17 protein-coding genes are annotated in these 18,279 nt (G+C 48.5%); all 17 read right to left on the bottom strand.

Translation table 11 applies throughout. The annotated features are described in order from the left end of the window. Entirely contained in the window at positions 1-447 is a 447-nt protein-coding gene (locus WMO65_RS07115) for a GNAT family N-acetyltransferase (RefSeq protein WP_148392970.1), read from the bottom strand. Between the two features lie 258 nt (positions 448-705). Next, on the bottom strand, positions 706-3,240 hold the full coding sequence (locus tag WMO65_RS07110; protein ID WP_148392971.1) for a DsrE/DsrF/DrsH-like family protein: 2,535 nt from the start codon (positions 3,238-3,240) through the stop codon (positions 706-708). 103 nt (positions 3,241-3,343) lie between these two features. Next, positions 3,344-4,360, bottom strand: coding sequence for a sensor histidine kinase (locus WMO65_RS07105; protein WP_148392972.1), 1,017 nt, complete (start codon positions 4,358-4,360; stop codon positions 3,344-3,346). After that, a complete protein-coding gene (locus WMO65_RS07100) occupies positions 4,357-5,025 on the bottom strand; it encodes a response regulator transcription factor (RefSeq protein WP_148392973.1) in 669 nt (222 codons plus the stop codon). Before WMO65_RS07100 ends, WMO65_RS07105 begins: the two co-directional genes overlap by 4 nt. A 127-nt stretch (positions 5,026-5,152) precedes the next feature. Next, positions 5,153-6,598 (bottom strand): glycogen synthase GlgA, encoded by a 1,446-nt coding sequence (gene glgA, locus WMO65_RS07095; RefSeq protein ID WP_033141221.1) that lies wholly within the window; start codon positions 6,596-6,598, stop codon positions 5,153-5,155. Positions 6,599-6,746: 148 nt separating this feature from the next. Further along, the gene (gene spo0A / locus WMO65_RS07090) at positions 6,747-7,541 is read right to left on the bottom strand and encodes a sporulation transcription factor Spo0A (protein ID WP_033141185.1); all 795 of its coding nucleotides are present in this window, start codon (positions 7,539-7,541) and stop codon (positions 6,747-6,749) included. Between the two features lie 199 nt (positions 7,542-7,740). After that, entirely contained in the window at positions 7,741-8,943 is a 1,203-nt protein-coding gene (spoIVB, locus tag WMO65_RS07085) for a SpoIVB peptidase (protein WP_243128828.1), read from the bottom strand. A gap of 81 nt (positions 8,944-9,024) precedes the next feature. Beyond that, the gene (recN, locus tag WMO65_RS07080; RefSeq protein ID WP_349063914.1) at positions 9,025-10,710 is read right to left on the bottom strand and encodes a DNA repair protein RecN; all 1,686 of its coding nucleotides are present in this window, start codon (positions 10,708-10,710) and stop codon (positions 9,025-9,027) included. 5 nt (positions 10,711-10,715) lie between these two features. Next, a complete protein-coding gene (gene argR, locus WMO65_RS07075; protein WP_033141187.1) occupies positions 10,716-11,186 on the bottom strand; it encodes an arginine repressor in 471 nt (156 codons plus the stop codon). A gap of 38 nt (positions 11,187-11,224) precedes the next feature. Then, positions 11,225-12,085 (bottom strand): NAD(+)/NADH kinase, encoded by an 861-nt coding sequence (locus WMO65_RS07070; RefSeq protein WP_148392976.1) that lies wholly within the window; start codon positions 12,083-12,085, stop codon positions 11,225-11,227. A gap of 4 nt (positions 12,086-12,089) precedes the next feature. After that, a complete protein-coding gene (locus WMO65_RS07065; RefSeq protein ID WP_148392977.1) occupies positions 12,090-12,899 on the bottom strand; it encodes a TlyA family RNA methyltransferase in 810 nt (269 codons plus the stop codon). Next, positions 12,896-14,758 (bottom strand): 1-deoxy-D-xylulose-5-phosphate synthase, encoded by a 1,863-nt coding sequence (gene dxs / locus WMO65_RS07060; protein ID WP_033141190.1) that lies wholly within the window; start codon positions 14,756-14,758, stop codon positions 12,896-12,898. The genes WMO65_RS07065 and dxs overlap by 4 nt, the downstream gene beginning before the upstream one ends. 14 nt (positions 14,759-14,772) lie before the next feature. Continuing rightward, the gene (locus tag WMO65_RS07055) at positions 14,773-15,675 is read right to left on the bottom strand and encodes a polyprenyl synthetase family protein (RefSeq protein ID WP_148392978.1); all 903 of its coding nucleotides are present in this window, start codon (positions 15,673-15,675) and stop codon (positions 14,773-14,775) included. Further along, positions 15,665-15,886, bottom strand: coding sequence for an exodeoxyribonuclease VII small subunit (gene xseB / locus WMO65_RS07050; protein WP_148392979.1), 222 nt, complete (start codon positions 15,884-15,886; stop codon positions 15,665-15,667). The genes WMO65_RS07055 and xseB overlap by 11 nt, the downstream gene beginning before the upstream one ends. A gap of 185 nt (positions 15,887-16,071) precedes the next feature. Further along, positions 16,072-17,319, bottom strand: a complete 1,248-nt coding sequence (gene xseA / locus WMO65_RS07045) for an exodeoxyribonuclease VII large subunit (protein WP_103732524.1) — start codon at positions 17,317-17,319, stop codon at positions 16,072-16,074. After that, on the bottom strand, positions 17,316-17,723 hold the full coding sequence (gene nusB, locus WMO65_RS07040; RefSeq protein WP_033141193.1) for a transcription antitermination factor NusB: 408 nt from the start codon (positions 17,721-17,723) through the stop codon (positions 17,316-17,318). The genes xseA and nusB overlap by 4 nt, the downstream gene beginning before the upstream one ends. Before the next feature lie 139 nt (positions 17,724-17,862). Continuing rightward, positions 17,863-18,243, bottom strand: a complete 381-nt coding sequence (locus tag WMO65_RS07035; protein WP_018596515.1) for an Asp23/Gls24 family envelope stress response protein — start codon at positions 18,241-18,243, stop codon at positions 17,863-17,865. Positions 18,244-18,279 lie beyond the last annotated feature (36 nt).

The following is an 18,279-nucleotide window of genomic DNA, read 5'->3' as shown; positions in this document are numbered from 1 at the left end:
CTATTTTTCTAAGTATATAAAAGTAAGTTCATTCGAAACTTCCTGTTGTTTAAAAATTTCATATCCAACCTGTTCATACAGCTGTAAATTTTTTGCACTTTTTGAACTTGTAAACAATTCACATCGGTTATGCGGACAAGTGTGTTCAATTTCTTTTAATAATTTTGTGCCTATCCCTTTTCCTTGCCAAAATGGGTGTACGAATAATTTTCCAATGTATAGAGTACCATTTTCTATATACCCACGTACTGAACCGATAATTCTGTTATTATCATCAAGAACTTTTAATCTTGTCCCATTATCATATTCGTTTTGAACCTCTTGTAATGTCTGCTTTAGTGGCGGAATATCAAAATTATTTAATAGTTTTGCTTCGCTTTGATAAGACAAATATTGCAGTTGTAGAATTTCTGATAAGTCCTCTTTTGTAGCTTTTGTAATAATCATCAAAACACCGTCCTTTGTTCATATTAGTAGCTGCCCCTAAAATTTTTGAAATGGATTGGTGCTGCTTTTTCAGGGCTGAATTTAGTTATAGTATACAGGATTAGCAGGAGTATAACAATGTTTTTCGAACATATTTTCTGTTCTTGTATGTAAAAATATTCTGATGAAGCTGAGGATTCCCGTACGCCAAATTCAGGTGATTCCGGAGGACAAAAAGAAACACCCGGCTCTGTAAAAAACAGATGCCGGGCGCCTTGCTTATACAAACAGGTTTACGTTGGACTGCTCCGCGTCGCCCAGGTAGGAGACTACACCGGCCAGTTCTACGCCGTCTATGAGTTCCTCCGGGGTAATGCCCATGACATCCATGGACATGGTGCAGGCTACCAGCTTTACGCCGTTTTCCTGGGCCTGCCTGATGAGTTCTTCCAGAGAGGAGACATTTTTGGATTTCATGACTTTTTTCATCATTTTGGTGCCCATGCCCATCATGTGCATTTTGGAAAGCTTCAGTTTTGCGGTGCCCCGGGGCATCATGAATCCGAACATTTTCTCAATAAAAGGCTTTTTGACATGGACTTTTTCCGGTTTTCTAAGAGCGTTCAGGCCCCAGAAGGTAAAGAACATGGTGACCGGGCGGCCCATGGCAGCAGCGCCGTTGGCTATGATGAAGGAGGCCAGAACTTTGTCTAAATCACCGTCGAAGACGATAATTGTCTTGCCCTGGTCATCCCGGTTGTGGGACGGGCATGAGGCTGCGCTCAAATCATCCCGGTTGTGGGACGGACAGGAGGCTGCGTCTACAGCTGAGGAGGGCGCAGTGCCTTTTTGAATAGTCACAATATTTTCTCCGCCCTGGCGTTCTGTGGACAATAGAGTGTTGCCGGTTCTCCGGCACCAGGCGTCTATATCCCGGGCAAATCCCATGTCTGTGGCGGACACCTGAAGTCTGGAGCCTTCGGGCATCTTCTTCAGGGTCTCATTTACTTTCATGATGGGACCGGGGCACTGAAGGCCGCTGCAGTCCAGAATCTGAAGCTTCTGCGGTGAGTCTTTGGCAGGCTCCGGCGCCGCAGGGCTTTTTTCAGCGGAAGTTAAAACCGGCGGTGTCTCACCGGATGCAGTGTGGTGATATGTTTTGTAGAAGGATGTACCGCCGGCCAGGACACTTACCTTTTGAAATCCGCTCTGCATAAGGATGCGGGCCGCATTGTAGGAACGCACGCCTATGGAACAATACGCTACAATCCTCTTATCCGGATTCAGCTCCCTGAGACGGCTCCGCAGGGTGCCGAGAGGCATGTGGACAGAACCGGGAATGGAAAATACCATGCGTTCAGCCTCCTCTGTAACATCCAGGACGGTAATGCCCTCATGCTCTGCCTGCAGAAGCAGATCCAGCTCCGCGGGGGTGACAAAGGATACCATGTTGTTCCGAATATTCTCCGCCACAAAGCCCAGCATATTGACAGGATCCTTGGCTGAGGAAAAGGGCGGGGCATAGGCCAGTTCCAGTTTTGCAAGATTCTCTGTGGTTCCCTTCATGCTCATGACCGTGGCTATGGTATCTATCCTTTTATCCACTTTATCCTGGCCTACTGCCTGGGCCCCCAGTATCTTTCCCTCTTTGTCAAAGAGAAGCTTCAGAGTGATGGGTGTAGCCTGGGGATAGTAGCCGGCATGGGATTTCTGGTTGATGACAACAGTCTCATAATCTGTTCCCTTTTTCCTGCCGGATGCCAGAAGGGCTTTTTCGTTCAGACCCACTGCAGCAGCGGTCAGGTCAAAGACCTGGGCAACAGAGGTTCCCATGGAACCCTCGTATGTTTTTTGGCTGCCCGTAATGTTGTCCGCACAGATTCTGGCCTGCTTGTTGGCAGGTCCTGCAAGGGGAATCATGGTTTTCTCAACGGTCACCAGATGATTCACTTCTATGACATCACCTACTGCATAGATATCCGGTTCGGATGTCCTGAGACAGGTATCCACCTGAATGCCTCCGCGGGCATTTAAGGCAAGGCCAGCGTCTTTTGCAAGTGCACTGTTGGGCCTTACGCCGATGGAGAGGAGCACCAGCTCAGCCTCCACGGTTCTGCCGCTTTTCAGATGGATTTTTGTACTGCCGTTTTGTGTCTCAAAGTGGTCGACACCGTCCTCCAGGATCAGCCTGGTGTTGTTCATGCGGATGTTTTCGTGGAGAATCTGCGCCATTTCGTAGTCAAGAGGCGCCATGACCTGATTCTGCATCTCTATAATCGTCACGTCAAGGCCTGCCCTGTGCAGATTTTCCGCCATCTCAAGGCCGATAAAGCCTCCGCCGATCACAGCCGCCCTGCCAGGATGATGCTGTTCCATGTAATGCTTTATATTATCCGTGTCCGGAATGTTCCAGAGGGTAAAAATACCCTGGCCGTCAATGCCGGGGATGGGCGGTTTTAAAGGAGAGGAACCGGTGGCAAGGATAAGGCTGTCGTAGGTTTCCTCGTATTCCTCCCCGGTGGAAAGACTGCGTACCAGAACTTTGTGCTCCTTGGGGTCAATGGCGGCTGCCTCTGCTTTTGTGCGGACATCAATATTGAATTTTTTCTTCATGGCCTCCGGTGTCTGGAGAAGAAGGGCATCTCTGCTCTTTATCACATCCCCGATATAGTAGGGAAGGCCGCAGTTGGCAAAGGATATATAGTCTCCCTTTTCCAGAACAACAATCTCCATATTCTCATCTCTTCTGCGCAGTCTGGCCGCTGCTGTGGCTCCTCCTGCTACGCCTCCGATTATCACTGTCTTTTTTGGCATATCTGAAACACTCCTTTTTTGTGGTTGGTCTGTTTTCTCATTGCCACTATCATACACAGATTCGGATGGGTTTTCCGTAACAGAGTCACATAGGCAGAAGGGATCACTCCAGAAATCCGGTCATACTGCCTTTTGGAAATTCAATAAAGACTTCACAGCCTTCCCCTTCCCTGGATGTCAGGTAGATTTTGTGTCCCATTTTCTCACAGAGTTTTCTACACAGGTAGAGGCCTATACCCGTGGACTTTTTGCCAAAACGGCCATTGGAGCCGGTAAAACCCTTGTCAAAAACACGGCCCACATCCATGACCGGAATACCGATGCCCTTGTCCTTCATGCACAGGATGACTTTTTCTTTTTCGGCAGCAGCATACCACTCGATCCCCGCGCTGTCTTCCTTCCGGTATTTGATGCTGTTTGCCAGGATCTGGTTCAGAATAAAGGCCAGCCACTTACTGTCAGAATACACACATACATTCAGGTCATGCAGGGCTATGGAGAATTTTCCGCCTATAAGTGCTTTCTTGTTTTTGCGTATAACCTCGCGTGCCAGCTCCTCCAGATTCAGCTTTTTCAGTATATAGTCCTTTTCCACGTAATTGCTTCTGGCGTAAAAAAGTGCCTGCTCTGCAAAGTCATCGATCTTGTCCAGCTCCTCCGAAAGGCTTTCACTGCAGCTGTCCCTGTTGTTTTCCAGAATCATTTTCCCGGTGGCTATGGGGAGCTTCACCTCATGAACCCACAGTTCAATGTATTCCTTGTACTCATCGCTTTTGCGTCTGTACTCTCCCACCCGCCAGTTCATGGATTCCGTCATTTCCTGCAGGGTTTCATACATGAATTTCCCTTCCAGAAAACCCGGGCATTCCAGCAGCTCGGGAAGCAGGTATTTCTGGTCAAGATGTGCCAGATGATTTTCCACTGTCCTGTAAAAACGGCGTTTTCTCATATAATCCGTGCACCACACCGCGAACCAGATGCTGACAAAAGAGACCCCTACCAGCAGCAGATAAAAGTTCGGTATCATGACCAGCACACCGAAAAGGATCACCACCGTGAGAACTGCCAGCAGCATAATAAACTGCAGCCATCGCTCCTTTATATATTCTCTCAGATTCATTCTAACAGATACCCCTGCCCTCTCTTGGTATGGATCACGCCCTTTCGTCCGATAGATTCCAGTTTTGCCCGAAGCCTTGTGATATTCACAGTCAGGGTATTGTCATCTACAAACAGTTCACTGTCCCACAGATCATTGATGATCACATCCCTGGACACGATCTTTCCCCTGTTTTTCGCAAGGCAGTACAGTATCCTGCTCTCATTTTTCGTCAGGTCCGCCTCCTGCTCCCCTGCTTTTGCCACGCTCCGGGAAATATCCAGAATAAAGTCACCGCAGGATATCTCCTCTGTCTCCTGCAGGCTTCCCTGGCTTCTCTTCAGCACTGCCTCCACATGGGCCAAAAGGATCTGGGGATTAAACGGCTTCGCTATAAAATCATCTGCCCCGTAATTAAGACACAGAAGCTCATTCATCTCCGTATTCTGGCTGGTTATGATGACAATGGGAATCGCCAGACGTTTTCTCAGCTCCTTACAGATGTATTTTCCGTCTGCGTCCGGCAGGGAGAGGTCTAAAAGCAGAATATCGCCCCCTGCACGGCAGATCTCCTCCACTGCATTTTTGTAATCCGTGATCTCCCCTGTATCATATCCGTGCATTTTAAAAAACAGCGCCAGCTCTGTGCGCAGTTTGTCATCGTCTTCCGTCAAAAGAATTTTCATTTCTATCCCTTCTTTCTTCTGCAGCCGGGTAAGTGATCTTTTCTCTGCGCGGCTGCACAACCAGAAAACCGGATGCAGCCTCTGCCGCATCCGGTTCACTCTCAGCTTTTTACAAGAATCCTTCCTGTCATGATCCAATCAGCCAGTTGTACATTTCTTCATACTGGTTCGCAGAATTGGACCAGGAATAATCCTTGGCCATTGCGCGGTCGATCAGTTTGTTCCACTCGCGCTTCCTATCGTAGTATACAGACTCTGCATAGCGAATCGTACTCAGCATCTCATGAGCATTGTAGTTCGTAAAGCTGAAGCCTGTTCCTGTACTTTCAAATTCATTGTATGGTTCTACTGTGTCTTTCAAACCGCCAGTCTCACGCACAATGGGAATGGTTCCGTAACGAAGGCTCATCAACTGACTCAGGCCGCATGGCTCAAACAGTGACGGCATCAGGAACGCATCACATGATGCATAGATTCTGTGAGATAACGCATTGTCATAGAAAATATTGGCGGACACCTTGCCTTGATATTTCCATGCGAAATGGCGGAACATATTCTCGTATCGTTCTTCACCAGTGCCCAGCACTACAAGCTGGATCGCATCCTGGCACAGCTCATCCATTACATAAGCGATCAAATCAAGGCCCTTCTGGTCTGTCAGACGTGACACAATACCAATCATCATAGCCTTTGGATCCTGGTTCAGTCCCAGTTCGCTCTGCAGAGCTGTCTTGTTCTTTATTTTTTCTTTGCGGAATGTCTTCGCATTGTAGTTCTTCGCGATCATACGGTCAGTTTCGGGGTTGTATTCATCATAGTCAATTCCATTTACGATACCGCGCAGGTCATGGGCGCGGGCGCGAAGCAGTCCGTCCAGTTTTTCTCCGTAAAATTCAGTCTTAATCTCTTCTGCATAGGTATTACTCACAGTTGTAATGGCATCCGCATACACCAGTCCGCCTTTTAAGAGGTTGCCGTCCTTGAATGACTCCAGCTTGTCAGGGGTAAAATAGTATGCCGGAAGTCCGGTCAGCTCTCGGATCGTCTTAATATCCCAGGTACCCTGGAATTTCAGGTTATGTATGGTCATGATTGTCTTAATACCCTGATAAAAGGCACCTTCCTGGAACCTGTCCTTTAAGTAAACCGGTACCAGTCCTGTCTGCCAGTCATGGCAGTGGATCACATCAGGCCTGAAATCAATTACAGGCAGGATGGACAGTGCGGCTTTTGAGAAAAACGCAAATTTCTCAATGTCAAAACGGATATCACCATATGGCTGGTATCCTGAAAAATAGTATTCGTTATCAATGAAATAGAACTGAACACCGTCATATTCCATCTGCATGATGCCCACATATTCTCTGCGGTAGCCTATGTCCATATAAAAATGTGTAACATACTGAAGCTGGTTCTTGAACTCTTCCTTCATGCACATGTATTTGGGGATAATCACCCGCACATCAAAATAATTCTTATCAAAGCACTTGGGCAGCGCGCCGACAACATCTGCCAGCCCTCCTGTTTTAATAAACGGTACGGCCTCTGAAGCCACAAACAATATCTTCTTCACTGAAATACCCTCCTTCAGCCAGGCACCTTCCTCACAAACCTCCCAAGTCTGCCATGCCTGCATATTTTAGACAGTATCTCAACCTGCCTATTATAATGATTATACCCTATTTTCAGTGCAATGAAAAGTGCTTTTTTGGCGGTGATTTTTATTTCTTGTATTCTAATCTGATTTTATCTGCAATTAAGGCAATAAATTCCGAATTGGTGGGTTTGCCTTTTCCTGTACTTACGGTATAGCCAAACAGCTCGTCGATGGTATCCATCTTTCCTCTGCTCCATGCCACTTCAATGGCGTGGCGGATTGCCCGTTCTACGCGGCTGGGTGTTGTCTGGTGTTTTTTTGCTATGGTTGGATATAAGATCTTCGTAATAGAATTGAGCATTTCCATGTCATTGACAGAGAGTATGATCGCATCTCTCAGATACTGATAGCCCTTGATGTGTGCAGGAACACCAATCTCGTGGATGATGTTGGTCACATCTGCTTCCAGATTTCTCTCGAAATAAGTACCCTTATCCTCATATGCATTGACTTTGCGCAGTTCCTTCACTCTCGTGTCCCTGGACTGCCTGATATGCTTGATGCGGGACAGAAGCATCTTGTTGTCAAACGGTTTCATAATATAATAATTTGCCCCCAGATTAAAGGCATCTTCTGTGATCTGCTCCTGTCCGACAGCGGATACCACGATAAAAGCGGGATGTTTTTTCAGATTGCCGTCCCTTCCGACACGTTCCATCACGCTCAATCCGTCCACTTTCGGCATTATGATATCTAAAAGTACTACGTCAGGTTCTTTTTCTCTGATTATATCGTATATATCGGCGCCATTGTTGGCATGACCTACCAATTCCAGCTCTTTATCTTCATTGATGAGATTCCCCAGTAAATCCAACATTTTCTCATTATCATCTGCTATAGCGACATTTAACTTTTCCATAACTCGTCCTCCATGTCATGTTGCTCTTTTTCTTCAGTAAATGACGGGCGCCCTGTTGAATCGTCATTTCTGAAGACTACTTGTATTATATTATCAGTTGTTTTCATAATCAAGCTAAATCATCTTACAACTTTCACCGTATTCTGCCACATTCATCATTTTTTCGACATCTAACCTGATTTTGCAGATATTTTTTCGCCTAATCCTCCAGCATTTTTTCAATAAAAATGCCGTAGCCTTTGGTAGAATCCTGTACAAAAACATGTGTCACAGCGCCGATCAGTTTTCCGTTCTGTACAATAGGACTTCCGCTCATGCCCTGCACGATCCCGCCTGTTGCCGCAAGCAGCTCCGGATCTGTTACCTGTATGGCAAAAGCTTTGTTCGTGTCCGCCTGGTCCCTGTAAATATCCGTGATATTTACCTGGTAAGCCTTTACCTCACCTTCCAGGTCTGCCAGTATCTGGGCTTCCCCTGTCTCCACCTCCTGTTTGTAGCCCACCTCCATGGAAGTAAGCGGAAGCTTATACATGCAGCCATCGCCCACAGAACCGAATATACCCTTTTCCGTGTTGCTGTCAATGGTGCCGATCCTTTTGCTGTCATCATAATCAATATAGCCCGAGAGTTCCCCCGGATTTCCCTTTGTCCCTTTTAAGACAGATACGATCTGTGCCTGATACAGTTCCCCGCCGGCTATATCAAGAAGCTCACCTGTATCCGTATCGCTGATCCCATGGCCCAGCGCACCATAGCTTCCATCCTCCTCCACATAAGTGAGGGTACCGATACCCTGGGTATTGTCCCTGACCCAGATGCCCAGTTTATACTCCTGATCCTCCCCCATGACCGGGTCGATGGAGATGGGAACTTCCTCCTCGCCGCGCTTTACAAGAAGGGTGACAGGCTTTCCCCCGCAGTCATGGATCCTTGAGATCAGATCTTTTTTGGAATTGACAGCTTCTCCGTCAACCTGCAGGATGTAATCTCCTGATTTGGCAATGTTAGCGGCCGGCTCACAGGGAATTCCATCGCTGCCGATGATTTCCCCTGTATCCACGATCAAAACTCCCTGTGTGTCCATATAGAGGCCTATGGGCATGCCGCACACAGATACCCATTTCTCCTCCACAGTCTCCACTTTCACATCCTTAAGCGGAACTACTCCAAGCAGGCTGCAGGGAATCCGGTAGGTGCCGCTGTCTGCCACGTTCAGGGTTTCCGGGTAAGTGACCAGGGGATTATCCAGCATTTTGCTGATCCCATCCTCATTTCCTGAACGGACATACAGGGTGTCCGGTATGGAGTCTTTAACCTCCTTATATCCCATTGTGCCGGCTGCAATAATATCTGCTATTAAGAATACGAAAAGAAGGCGCCGATAATTACGCTTTTTCGACAAAAAATCACATCCTTTCATAATTTTTTTAAAAAGAAAAAAGGATACACTCTTGTGTACCCTTTTTAGTATGTGATGATTCATCTATTTCAATCTTGTATTTTTTTGTTGACGTGCCAAATCTTTCATTTCGGAAGCATTGGATAATACGGCGTCTGTGATCCTGTCACCGCCCAGCATCCTTGCCAGTTCTCTTACGGAGTCCTGCTTTCCAAGTTTCAATATCCTGGTCCGCGTCCCCTTATTTTCCACATTTTTTTCAATAAGGAAATGGAAATCCGCCTGGGCCGCGATCTGGGGCAGATGGGTGATGCAGAGCACCTGATGCTGCCTGCCGATGACTGCCATCTTCTCAGACACCTTCCAGGCTGTCCTGCCGCTGATTCCTGTGTCGATCTCATCGAAGATCAGGGTCTCCTTCTCATCCTTGTCAGCCAGAATAGTCTTGATGGCAAGCATGATTCTGGACAGCTCACCGCCGGATACCACTTTTGTCAGATCCTTCACCGGTTCGCCCGGATTTGTGGAAATCATAAAGCAGATACGGTCCACACCGTTTTCTCCAAAAGCTTCCTTTCTTGCAAAGTCGATACGAAATACCACTTCCAGAAAATTCAAATCCTTCAGTGCCTGGGTGATCTCACGCTCCAGCTTCCCTGCCCAGGTCTTTCTGGCTTTGGTCAGGACATCGCTTTTCCCGGTTAGTGCCTCCGCTTTCACGGACAGCTCTTTTTTCAGCCGTTCCCTGTAAAGCTCAAAGTTCTGGAGACGTTCCAGTTCTTTTTCTTTCTCTTCTTTATAAGAGAGGATATCCAGGATGGTCCTTCCATATTTTGCCTTCAGGTGGTTGATCAGGTTCAGCCTCTCCTCAAGCTGCAGAAACTCTTCCTGGGAAAAAGAAAAATCATTCAAATAGGAGGACAGTTCCCTGTTAAAATCGCTCAGAAGTGCATCCACATCACTCAGTGACGCGTACAGCCCGGACAGGTTCTCATCAAATTCTGTCACCTGGGCAAGACGCCGCACAGCTCTTCCGATTCGGTCGGCGCTTCCAGCCCTCTCATATCCGGTCTGCTCATGGATCTCATTTAACGCTTCCGTGATCTTTTTACCGTTGATCAGGCGGCGGTACTCTGTCTCCAGGGTTTCATCCTCGCCTTCCTTTAACTGCGCATCTTCTATCTCACCAATCTCAAATGCAAGAAAGTCCATCTCCCGCTTCCGTTGTTCCTCGTCAAGCTGGTAGGTGGAAAGTTCTTTTTTCATATCTGCATATTTCCTGTAAAGTCTGCTCACCTGTTCCCTGCAGGGAAAAATATCCTCTCTGCCGTATGCATCCAGAATATCCATTTGTTTTTCCGGATATAATAAGGACTGGTGTTCATGCTGTCCGTGGATATCAAGCAGATAGGACGCTGCTTCCTTCACAGCGGACACGGTGCAGGTCTCACCGTTAATTTTGCAGATACTTCTGCTCCCGGTAATTTTCCTGCTGATAATAATCTGCCCATCTTCAGGAAAAATATCCATGGCCTTCAAATGTGCCGCTGTTTTTTCATTCACTTCAAAGACCAGCTCCACAAAAGCAAATTCGGCGCCTTCCCGGATCATTTCTCTGGAAGCCTTCTGTCCCAGCGCCAGATTGACAGAGCCGATGAGTACGGATTTACCTGCGCCTGTCTCACCTGTAAGGATATTCAGGCCTTCCGCAAAGTCCACTTCTATCTCATCGATCAGCGCCAGATTTTTTACATGTAAATGTACCAGCATACTCTCTACCTTGTACTCTCTTCATAAGCATTGATTATTTTTTTAATTTTATCCATCAGGATGATCGTGTCATCTGTACTTCTGTTGATGCAGGCAATGGTGTCATCCCCTGCGATGCAGCCCACCACTTCACTGTAGTTCATGTTGTCCAGGGCTGCACCTGCTGCATTTGCCATACCGGAAACCGTTTTGATCACCAGAATATTCTGTGCCATCTCCATGGATAGAAAGGCATCTTTCAAAACCCTTATGTACTTCTCGCTGTTCTGGCTGTCACGCTGCCCCATAACGGTGTACCTGGAGCCGCCGTCCGGCTTGGCGATCTTCATCAGCTTCAGCTCCCGGATATCGCGTGAAACGGTGGCCTGCGTTACCGCAAAGCCGGCCTCCTGCAGTTTTGCAGCCAGTTCTTCCTGTGTCTCAATGTCATACTGGTTGATCAAATCTATGATTTTTGAATGTCTGGCAATCTTCATGGTTCCCTCCTTGTGTGAAATTTCGATTCAAGCCATTGTCAGTTCTTCATCTTCCGCCGCAGCACTTCCAGAAAGCTGATGTTGCTGATCTTCACGATCTGGGTATCCCTGACGGAGCGTCTGATGACAATCCTGTCTCCTGTGGTCATGGTCACATTGGTATCCCCGTCAAAGGATGCCACTGCCCGGGCCATACCCTTCTGCCTGCCCTCACCGATCTCCACGGTGATCTCATCATCCGCCGGGAAGATCACGCTTCTCGTATTCAGGGTATGCGGCGCTACCGGTGTCATGATCAGAATATTCGTCTCCGGGGATACGATAGGCCCTCCTGCGGAGAGGCTGTATCCTGTGGAACCTGTTGCCGTGGAAATGATAATGCCGTCTGCTGTGTAGGAATTCAGAAATTCCTCGTTTACAAAATTATGAAACCGTGTGACGCGAAGAGGTCCTTCTCTTCCGATGACGATATCATTGAGTGCCACGTCCCTGGCCATAAGCTCTCCCTGATGGAATACCCTGCCGCTGAGCATCATGCGTTTTTCAATGGTATATTCATCCAGCATCAGGTGGTTCAGGGCTGACTCAATATTTGAATGGTCAATCTCCGCCAGATATCCCAGGGTTCCCAGGTTAATGCCCAGCAGGGGAATCTGCCTGTCCACCACATCCCTGGCCGCGTGGAGCAGTGTGCCGTCCCCGCCCAGGACAATGACGCACTCCACCCCTTCCGGTATGGCAGACGCGTCCGTGTAATGGTTGTCGGCATCTCTTTCACAGGATTTCTCTGCCCCGATGGTACACATTTTTCCTTTGCTTTTGAGATAGGCCTCCGCTTTTCTGGAAATTTTCAGTCCTTCGTCTTTTTCACAGTTGGCTATGATAAAAAATTTTTCCATTTGTCTATTTGTCCAGCTCTTTGTGCGCCTCGCTTACCACTGTATGAACATCCAGAACGGCATCTTCTGCTGGCTCTTCTCCATCTTTTTTCTTTAAGTGCAACAGGTACTCAATATTACCTTCAGGCCCTTTGATCGGTGAAAAGTCCAGGTGCAGGGCAGCAAATCCGATGCTCTTTGCATATGCCATTACTTTTTCAATGACTTCCTCATGTACTCCCGGGTCACGGACCACGCCTTTTTTCCCCACCTTTTCTCTCCCCGCCTCAAACTGGGGCTTGATCAGGCAGACGATCTCGCCGCCTTCCAGCAGCAGCTCCCGCACAGGCAGAAGCACTTTTGTCAGGGAGATAAAGGATACGTCTATGGACGAAAATCCGGCTCTCTCCCCCAAATCCTCCGGCACCACATAGCGGATATTGGTACGCTCCATGCAGACCACACGCGCATCATTTCTGAGCTTCCAGTCAAGCTGTCCGTGCCCCACATCAATGGCGTAGACTTTCACAGCTCCGTTCTGCAGCATGCAGTCCGTAAACCCTCCTGTGGAGGAGCCCACATCCATGCACACTTTGCCTTCCAGAGTTACACCGAAGCGCTCCATAGCCTTTTCAAGCTTCAGCCCGCCACGGCTTACATACTTAAGGGTACTGCCCCTTACCTCTATCTTCACGGTATCGGCGAACATAGAGCCCGCCTTATCCTCTTTCTGGTTGTCCACATAGACATTGCCTGACATAATTATAGCCTTAGCCTTCTCCCTGGAAGGCGCAAGCCCCTGTTTAACCAGCATCACATCCAGACGCTCTTTCATCCTTCGTATGCCTCCTTGATTTTCTTGTATACTGACAGAGCATCCATGCCCGCTTCTTTTTTCAGCACTTCCGGATTGCCGTGGGAAATGAATGCGTCCGGAATGGCCACAATCTCCACCCTTACCTCAGGATGGTTCTCATGCATATAGGAGAGCACTGCACTTCCGAAACCTCCGGATTTCACATTCTCCTCCATGGTCACCAGCACTTTATGGGCCTTTGCCAGGCTATCCAGCATCCTGGTATCCAGAGGCTTCACAAACCTGGCATTTACCAGAGTGGGGTCTTTGCCCTCCTCTTTCAGCATATTGTAAACTTCCTCTGCTGTCCTGACCATGCTGCCCACAGGCACCAGCGCAATGTCGCGCCCTTTATAGATCAGCTCACTTTTCCCGTACACCATAGGCTCCCTGTACTCTTCCAGGCCGTCATAGGCTTCCCCGCGGGGATAGCGCACTGCGATAGGGCCGCTGTAGCGCACCGCGAATTTCATCATATCGGAAAGCTCCCATTTGTTTTTCGGAGCCATCACGGTCATGTTGGGGATCATGGACAGATAAGATAAGTCAAAACAGCCCTGATGGGTCTCCCCATCGCTTCCCACAATGCCTGCCCGGTCCACTGCGAATATCACATGCAGATTCTGGAGGCACACATCCTCAATCACCTGATCCACTGCCCTCTGCAGAAAAGTGGAATAAATCGCCACCACGGGAATCAATCCCCCCAGGGCAAGGCCTGCCGCAAAGGTCACGGCGTGTTCCTCGGCAATGCCCACATCAAAAAAACGTTCCGGGAACATATTGCGGAACCGTTTCAGCCCTGTTCCGTCCGGCATGGCCGCTGTGACTGCTACCACGCGTTCCTCCCTGTCGCCGAATTTCCTCATGACTGTGGAAAAAATATCCGTGTAGTTGGCCTTCCCGCTGTTGGCAAGGGGAATTCCGTGTTCCAGGTCAAATGCCGCTGTGCCGTGGAATCTGGCGGGATGCCGCATGGCAGGCTCGTATCCCCTGCCTTTTTCCGTGAGCACATGGACCAGCACCGGACCCTCCACTTTCCTGGCCTCATTGAGTACCTGGATCATACGCCCGCAGTCGTGGCCGCTGATGGGTCCCAGATATTTGATACCCATATCCTCAAAGAACATACCGGGAATGATCAGTTGTTTGATACTGTCCTTTGTCTTGTGTATCCTCTGCACCATGGCAGGGCCGATCCCCGGCACCTTGTTCAGCGTGCGCTTCACCTCTGTCTTGAGCCCTGTGTAGGATTCCGCTGTGCGCAGATTGCTCAGGTACTGGGAGATGCCGCCCACATTCTCGGAAATGGACATTTTATTGTCATTTAAGACAATGATAAAATTCTTTTTTAACTGCGCCGCGTTGTTGAGTGCTTCGTAGGCCAGGCCGCCTGTCAGGGCACCGTCCCCAATCACGGAGACCACCCGGTAATCCTCTTTTTTCAGATCACGCGCGCTGACATAGCCCACCCCTGCGGAAATGGAAGTGGAGCTGTGTCCTGTATCATAAGCGTCACATGAGCTCTCCGACCTTTTGGGGAAACCGCTCAGTCCGCCGAATTTTCTAAGTTCATCAAAGCCTTCCTTCCGCCCGGTCAGGATTTTATGGGTATAGGACTGATGCCCCACATCCCAGATGATCTTATCCTTGGGCAGGTCAAAGACATAGTGCAGAGCCATGGTAAGCTCCACAGCTCCCAGATTGGAAGCCAGATGTCCCCCTGTTCTGCTCAGATGTTCCAGCAGAAATTCCCTGATCTCCTGTGCAAGCTGCGGGAAATTCTCAGGCGGGATCTTCTTGATATCATTTTCTTTTTCTATCTGCTCTAACAGCATTTCTTACTGCACCTCTATTTTCTGCGGGTGCAAAGTGAGATCAGCAATTCTGTGAGAAATTCTTTTTCTCCGGGAAGCTCCTGCAGAAGCCCGATGGCTTCATCTGTCAGAATCCTGACCTTCTCTCCCGCTTTTTCGATTCCTTCCAGGGTCACGTATGTGGTTTTATGGTTTTTCTCGTCGCTGCCCACAGCTTTTCCAAGCTCCTTTGAGCTGCCTGTCACATCCAGTATATCATCCTGGATCTGGAAGGCAATGCCGATACGGCTTGCTGCCTGTTCTATTTTTTCTGTCTCTTCCCCGGATGCCCCTGCCAGCACGGCACCTATCATCATGGCACACTCGATCAGGGCTGAAGTCTTGTTCTCATAAATGTAATCAAGCATTTCCCTGGAAAGAGGTTTTCCGTCATTTTCCACGTCCACGCCCTGACCGCCCAGCATTCCGTGAATGCCTGTTTTCCTTCCCAGGATCTGAAGGGCACGAGCGATTCCTGCCTGTCTGCCTTCCCTGTGCGCGCATTCCATATCAAATGCGGTAAATGCCGTCTCATAGGCATAATTCAGCAAAGCGTCCCCTGCCAGTATAGCCGCGGATTCCCCGTAGACTACATGTGTAGTCTTCCTTCCTCTGCGGTACTCGTCATTATCAAGGGCCGGCAGGTCGTCATGGATCAGGGAATGTGTGTGCACCATCTCCATGGCTGCCATAAACGGTTCCACCAGTTTCTCTGTGCCTCCGAACATGCGGTATGTCTCATACATAAAGACAGGACGCAGTCTCTTTCCGCCTGCCAGCATGCTGTAGTTCACCGCCTCAGCCATCTTTTTTGAAAATCCGGACTCCCGGGGCAGGTATTTTCTGATGACCTGTTCCGCCAGTTCCGTCCTCATTTGTAATTCTTCTTTAAAATTCACTTAATTCACCATTCTCATTCATCTTGAGCATCTTTTTTTCCACAGTATCAATTTTATTGCTGCACTGTTTTAAAAGCTCCATGCCATGCTGGTACATGGTAAAGGAGTCCTCCAGGGAAATCTCCCGGCTCTCCAGCTTTTCCACAATGGTGTCCAGTTCTTTTAAGGATTCCTCGATCGTCTTTTCTTCTGCTTCTTTTTTCGCTGCCAAATGTCACACCTCTCTTAGCGTTTTCCTTCTTTGTCACGTCTGCTTTCGGTTCGATATCGGGTCTGCCTACTGTCCGGCCTGCTTTCAGATCACTGTCCCATCTGTGCGCTGTCGGAACTGACGGGTCTGCTTTCGGTTCACTGTCCCATCTGCGCACTGTCGGAACTGACGGGTCTGCTTTCGGTTCACTGTCCCATCTGCGCGCTGTCGGAACTGCCGGGACGGTCATTTCTGCTCACAGCCTGCACGCCTGTCACTCGTGACAGTATGCAGCCGTCACTGACCTGGATACGCAGAATATCGTCTGTCTTCACATGCTCTATACTGGTCACCGCATGATGTCTTTCATCTTCCACATAAGAAAATCCCTGATTCAGCTTTTCAAGAGGTGACAGACCCTTCATCCTCTCAATATAGATGTCCAGGCTTCTTCTTGCCATATAGATCTGATTCTTCATGGCAGCCTCCATCTTATCCTCCAAATCCATCAGGTGCTGACGTTTTTCCCGAATCTGATTCTCCGGGCTTAAGAACCTAAGCTTGTTCTGATACAGGCGCAAATGCTGGCGAAGCAGTAAAATTCTGTTCTCCACGCTTCTTGACAGCTTATCCCTGTAATCCTCAAAGGTCTTCAGCAGCATGCGCACATCGCCCACTGCCAGCTCTGCCGCGGCGGAGGGCGTGGGAGCCCGCAGATCTGCTACATAGTCCGCAATGGTGGTATCTGTCTCATGCCCTACGGCTGAGATCACAGGCGTCCTGCAGTTGAAAATGGCACGTGCCACTTCCTCCTCATTAAAGGCCCACAGATCTTCAATGGAGCCTCCGCCTCTTCCCACGATCATCACGTCCACACCATAGTCATCCAGCATCTGAATCCCTTTCACAATGCTCTCCTTCGCACCTTCTCCCTGTACAAGGGCAGGGTAGAGAATGATCTGCACATAGGGATTTCTTCTGCCGGCCACATTCCTGATATCCTGCACGGCAGCCCCGGTTGGAGCTGTGACCACACCCAGGGTGCGGATGTGTTTTGGTATGGGCTGTTTATAATCCTGGGCAAACATTCCCATTTCCTCCAGCTCACGTTTCAGAGCCAGATAACGCTCATACAGAAGGCCGGCCCCTTCCAGGGTGATCTCCTTTGCGTAGAGCTGGTATTTGCCGTCTCTTTCGTATACATTCACACTGCCGCCCACGATCACCTTATCCCCGTTCTTCATCTGGAAGGCCAGGCCTTTTCTGGCTCCTGCAAACATAACGCAGGCCATGGCTCCTGTCTCGTCCTTCAGGGAAAAATAAATATGGCCGGAAGTGTGGTATTTACAATTGGATACTTCCCCTTTTATATAGATTTTATTTAGAAGGAAGTCCTGTGTGAACATATTTTTAATGTAGGTGTTCACCTGACCTACGGAGTAGACGCTGTTCATGACAGCTCCTTGGCAATCTTTCCTAAAATACCGTTGACAAAGGAAGAGGAATCATCGCCGCCGAATTTCTTCGCCAGCTCCACTGCCTCGTTGATCGCCACCTTCACAGGCACATCCTCATCATATTTCATCTCATAGACCGCAAGACGCAGAATATTCACATCCACCTTGCTCATACGGCTCACTTTCCATCCGGAGGATGCCTGATTCAGGACTTCGTCAATCTCAGCGAGATGTTCCAGAATCTTTCCGTATTTGTCCTGCATATAGACCTCATTCATCGGGGTCAGTTCCTCCAGAGATTCAAAATACATCCGAATCTGCTCCGGCATCTCCTCTGACGGATTAAATTCTCTCAAAAACAGGAGCTTGAAAATGTGCTCCCTCATTTCTCTTCTACCCATGGTTATCCTCCGTTTGTGTTTGTAATCCATTCCATCTTCTATAAAGAAAAGGTGCCCTTTTTGTAAAAGACACCTTTTCATTTTTTCATTTCTAAAATGCTGTGCTTCACTTGTCAGGGTACTCTAACGGCTTTACACCTTATTTGGTCTTTTCCATCTCCACACTGGCAATCCGCACATTCACATCGGAAACATTCAGACCTGTCATATTTTCAATCGCAGATTTTACTCTCTCCTGCACCTTTTTGCTGGTTTCCAGGATATTGAAACCATATTCAATATTCAGGGCCAAATCCACACATACAACGTCCTCAAGCACGTCCACTTTGACGCCCTTGGAAAGGTTCTTCATGCCCAGCTTGCCTACCAGTTCATTGGTGATATTTCCTGCCATGGAGCCGACACCGTCAACTTCTGTAGCAGCCAGTCCGGCGATGATGGCAACCACTTCATCAGCAATCTGCACTTCACCAAGCGAACCGTTATCATGTATCTTATACGTATTTCTGTCTTCCGCCATAGTTTCAACCTCCTATAGGAAAATCTCCTGGTTGTT

It is taken from the genome of Blautia caccae (genome assembly GCF_040095955.1).
Classification (GTDB): Bacteria; Bacillota; Clostridia; order Lachnospirales; family Lachnospiraceae; genus Blautia; species Blautia celeris.
This window is presented reverse-complemented; position numbering and strand designations above follow the sequence as displayed.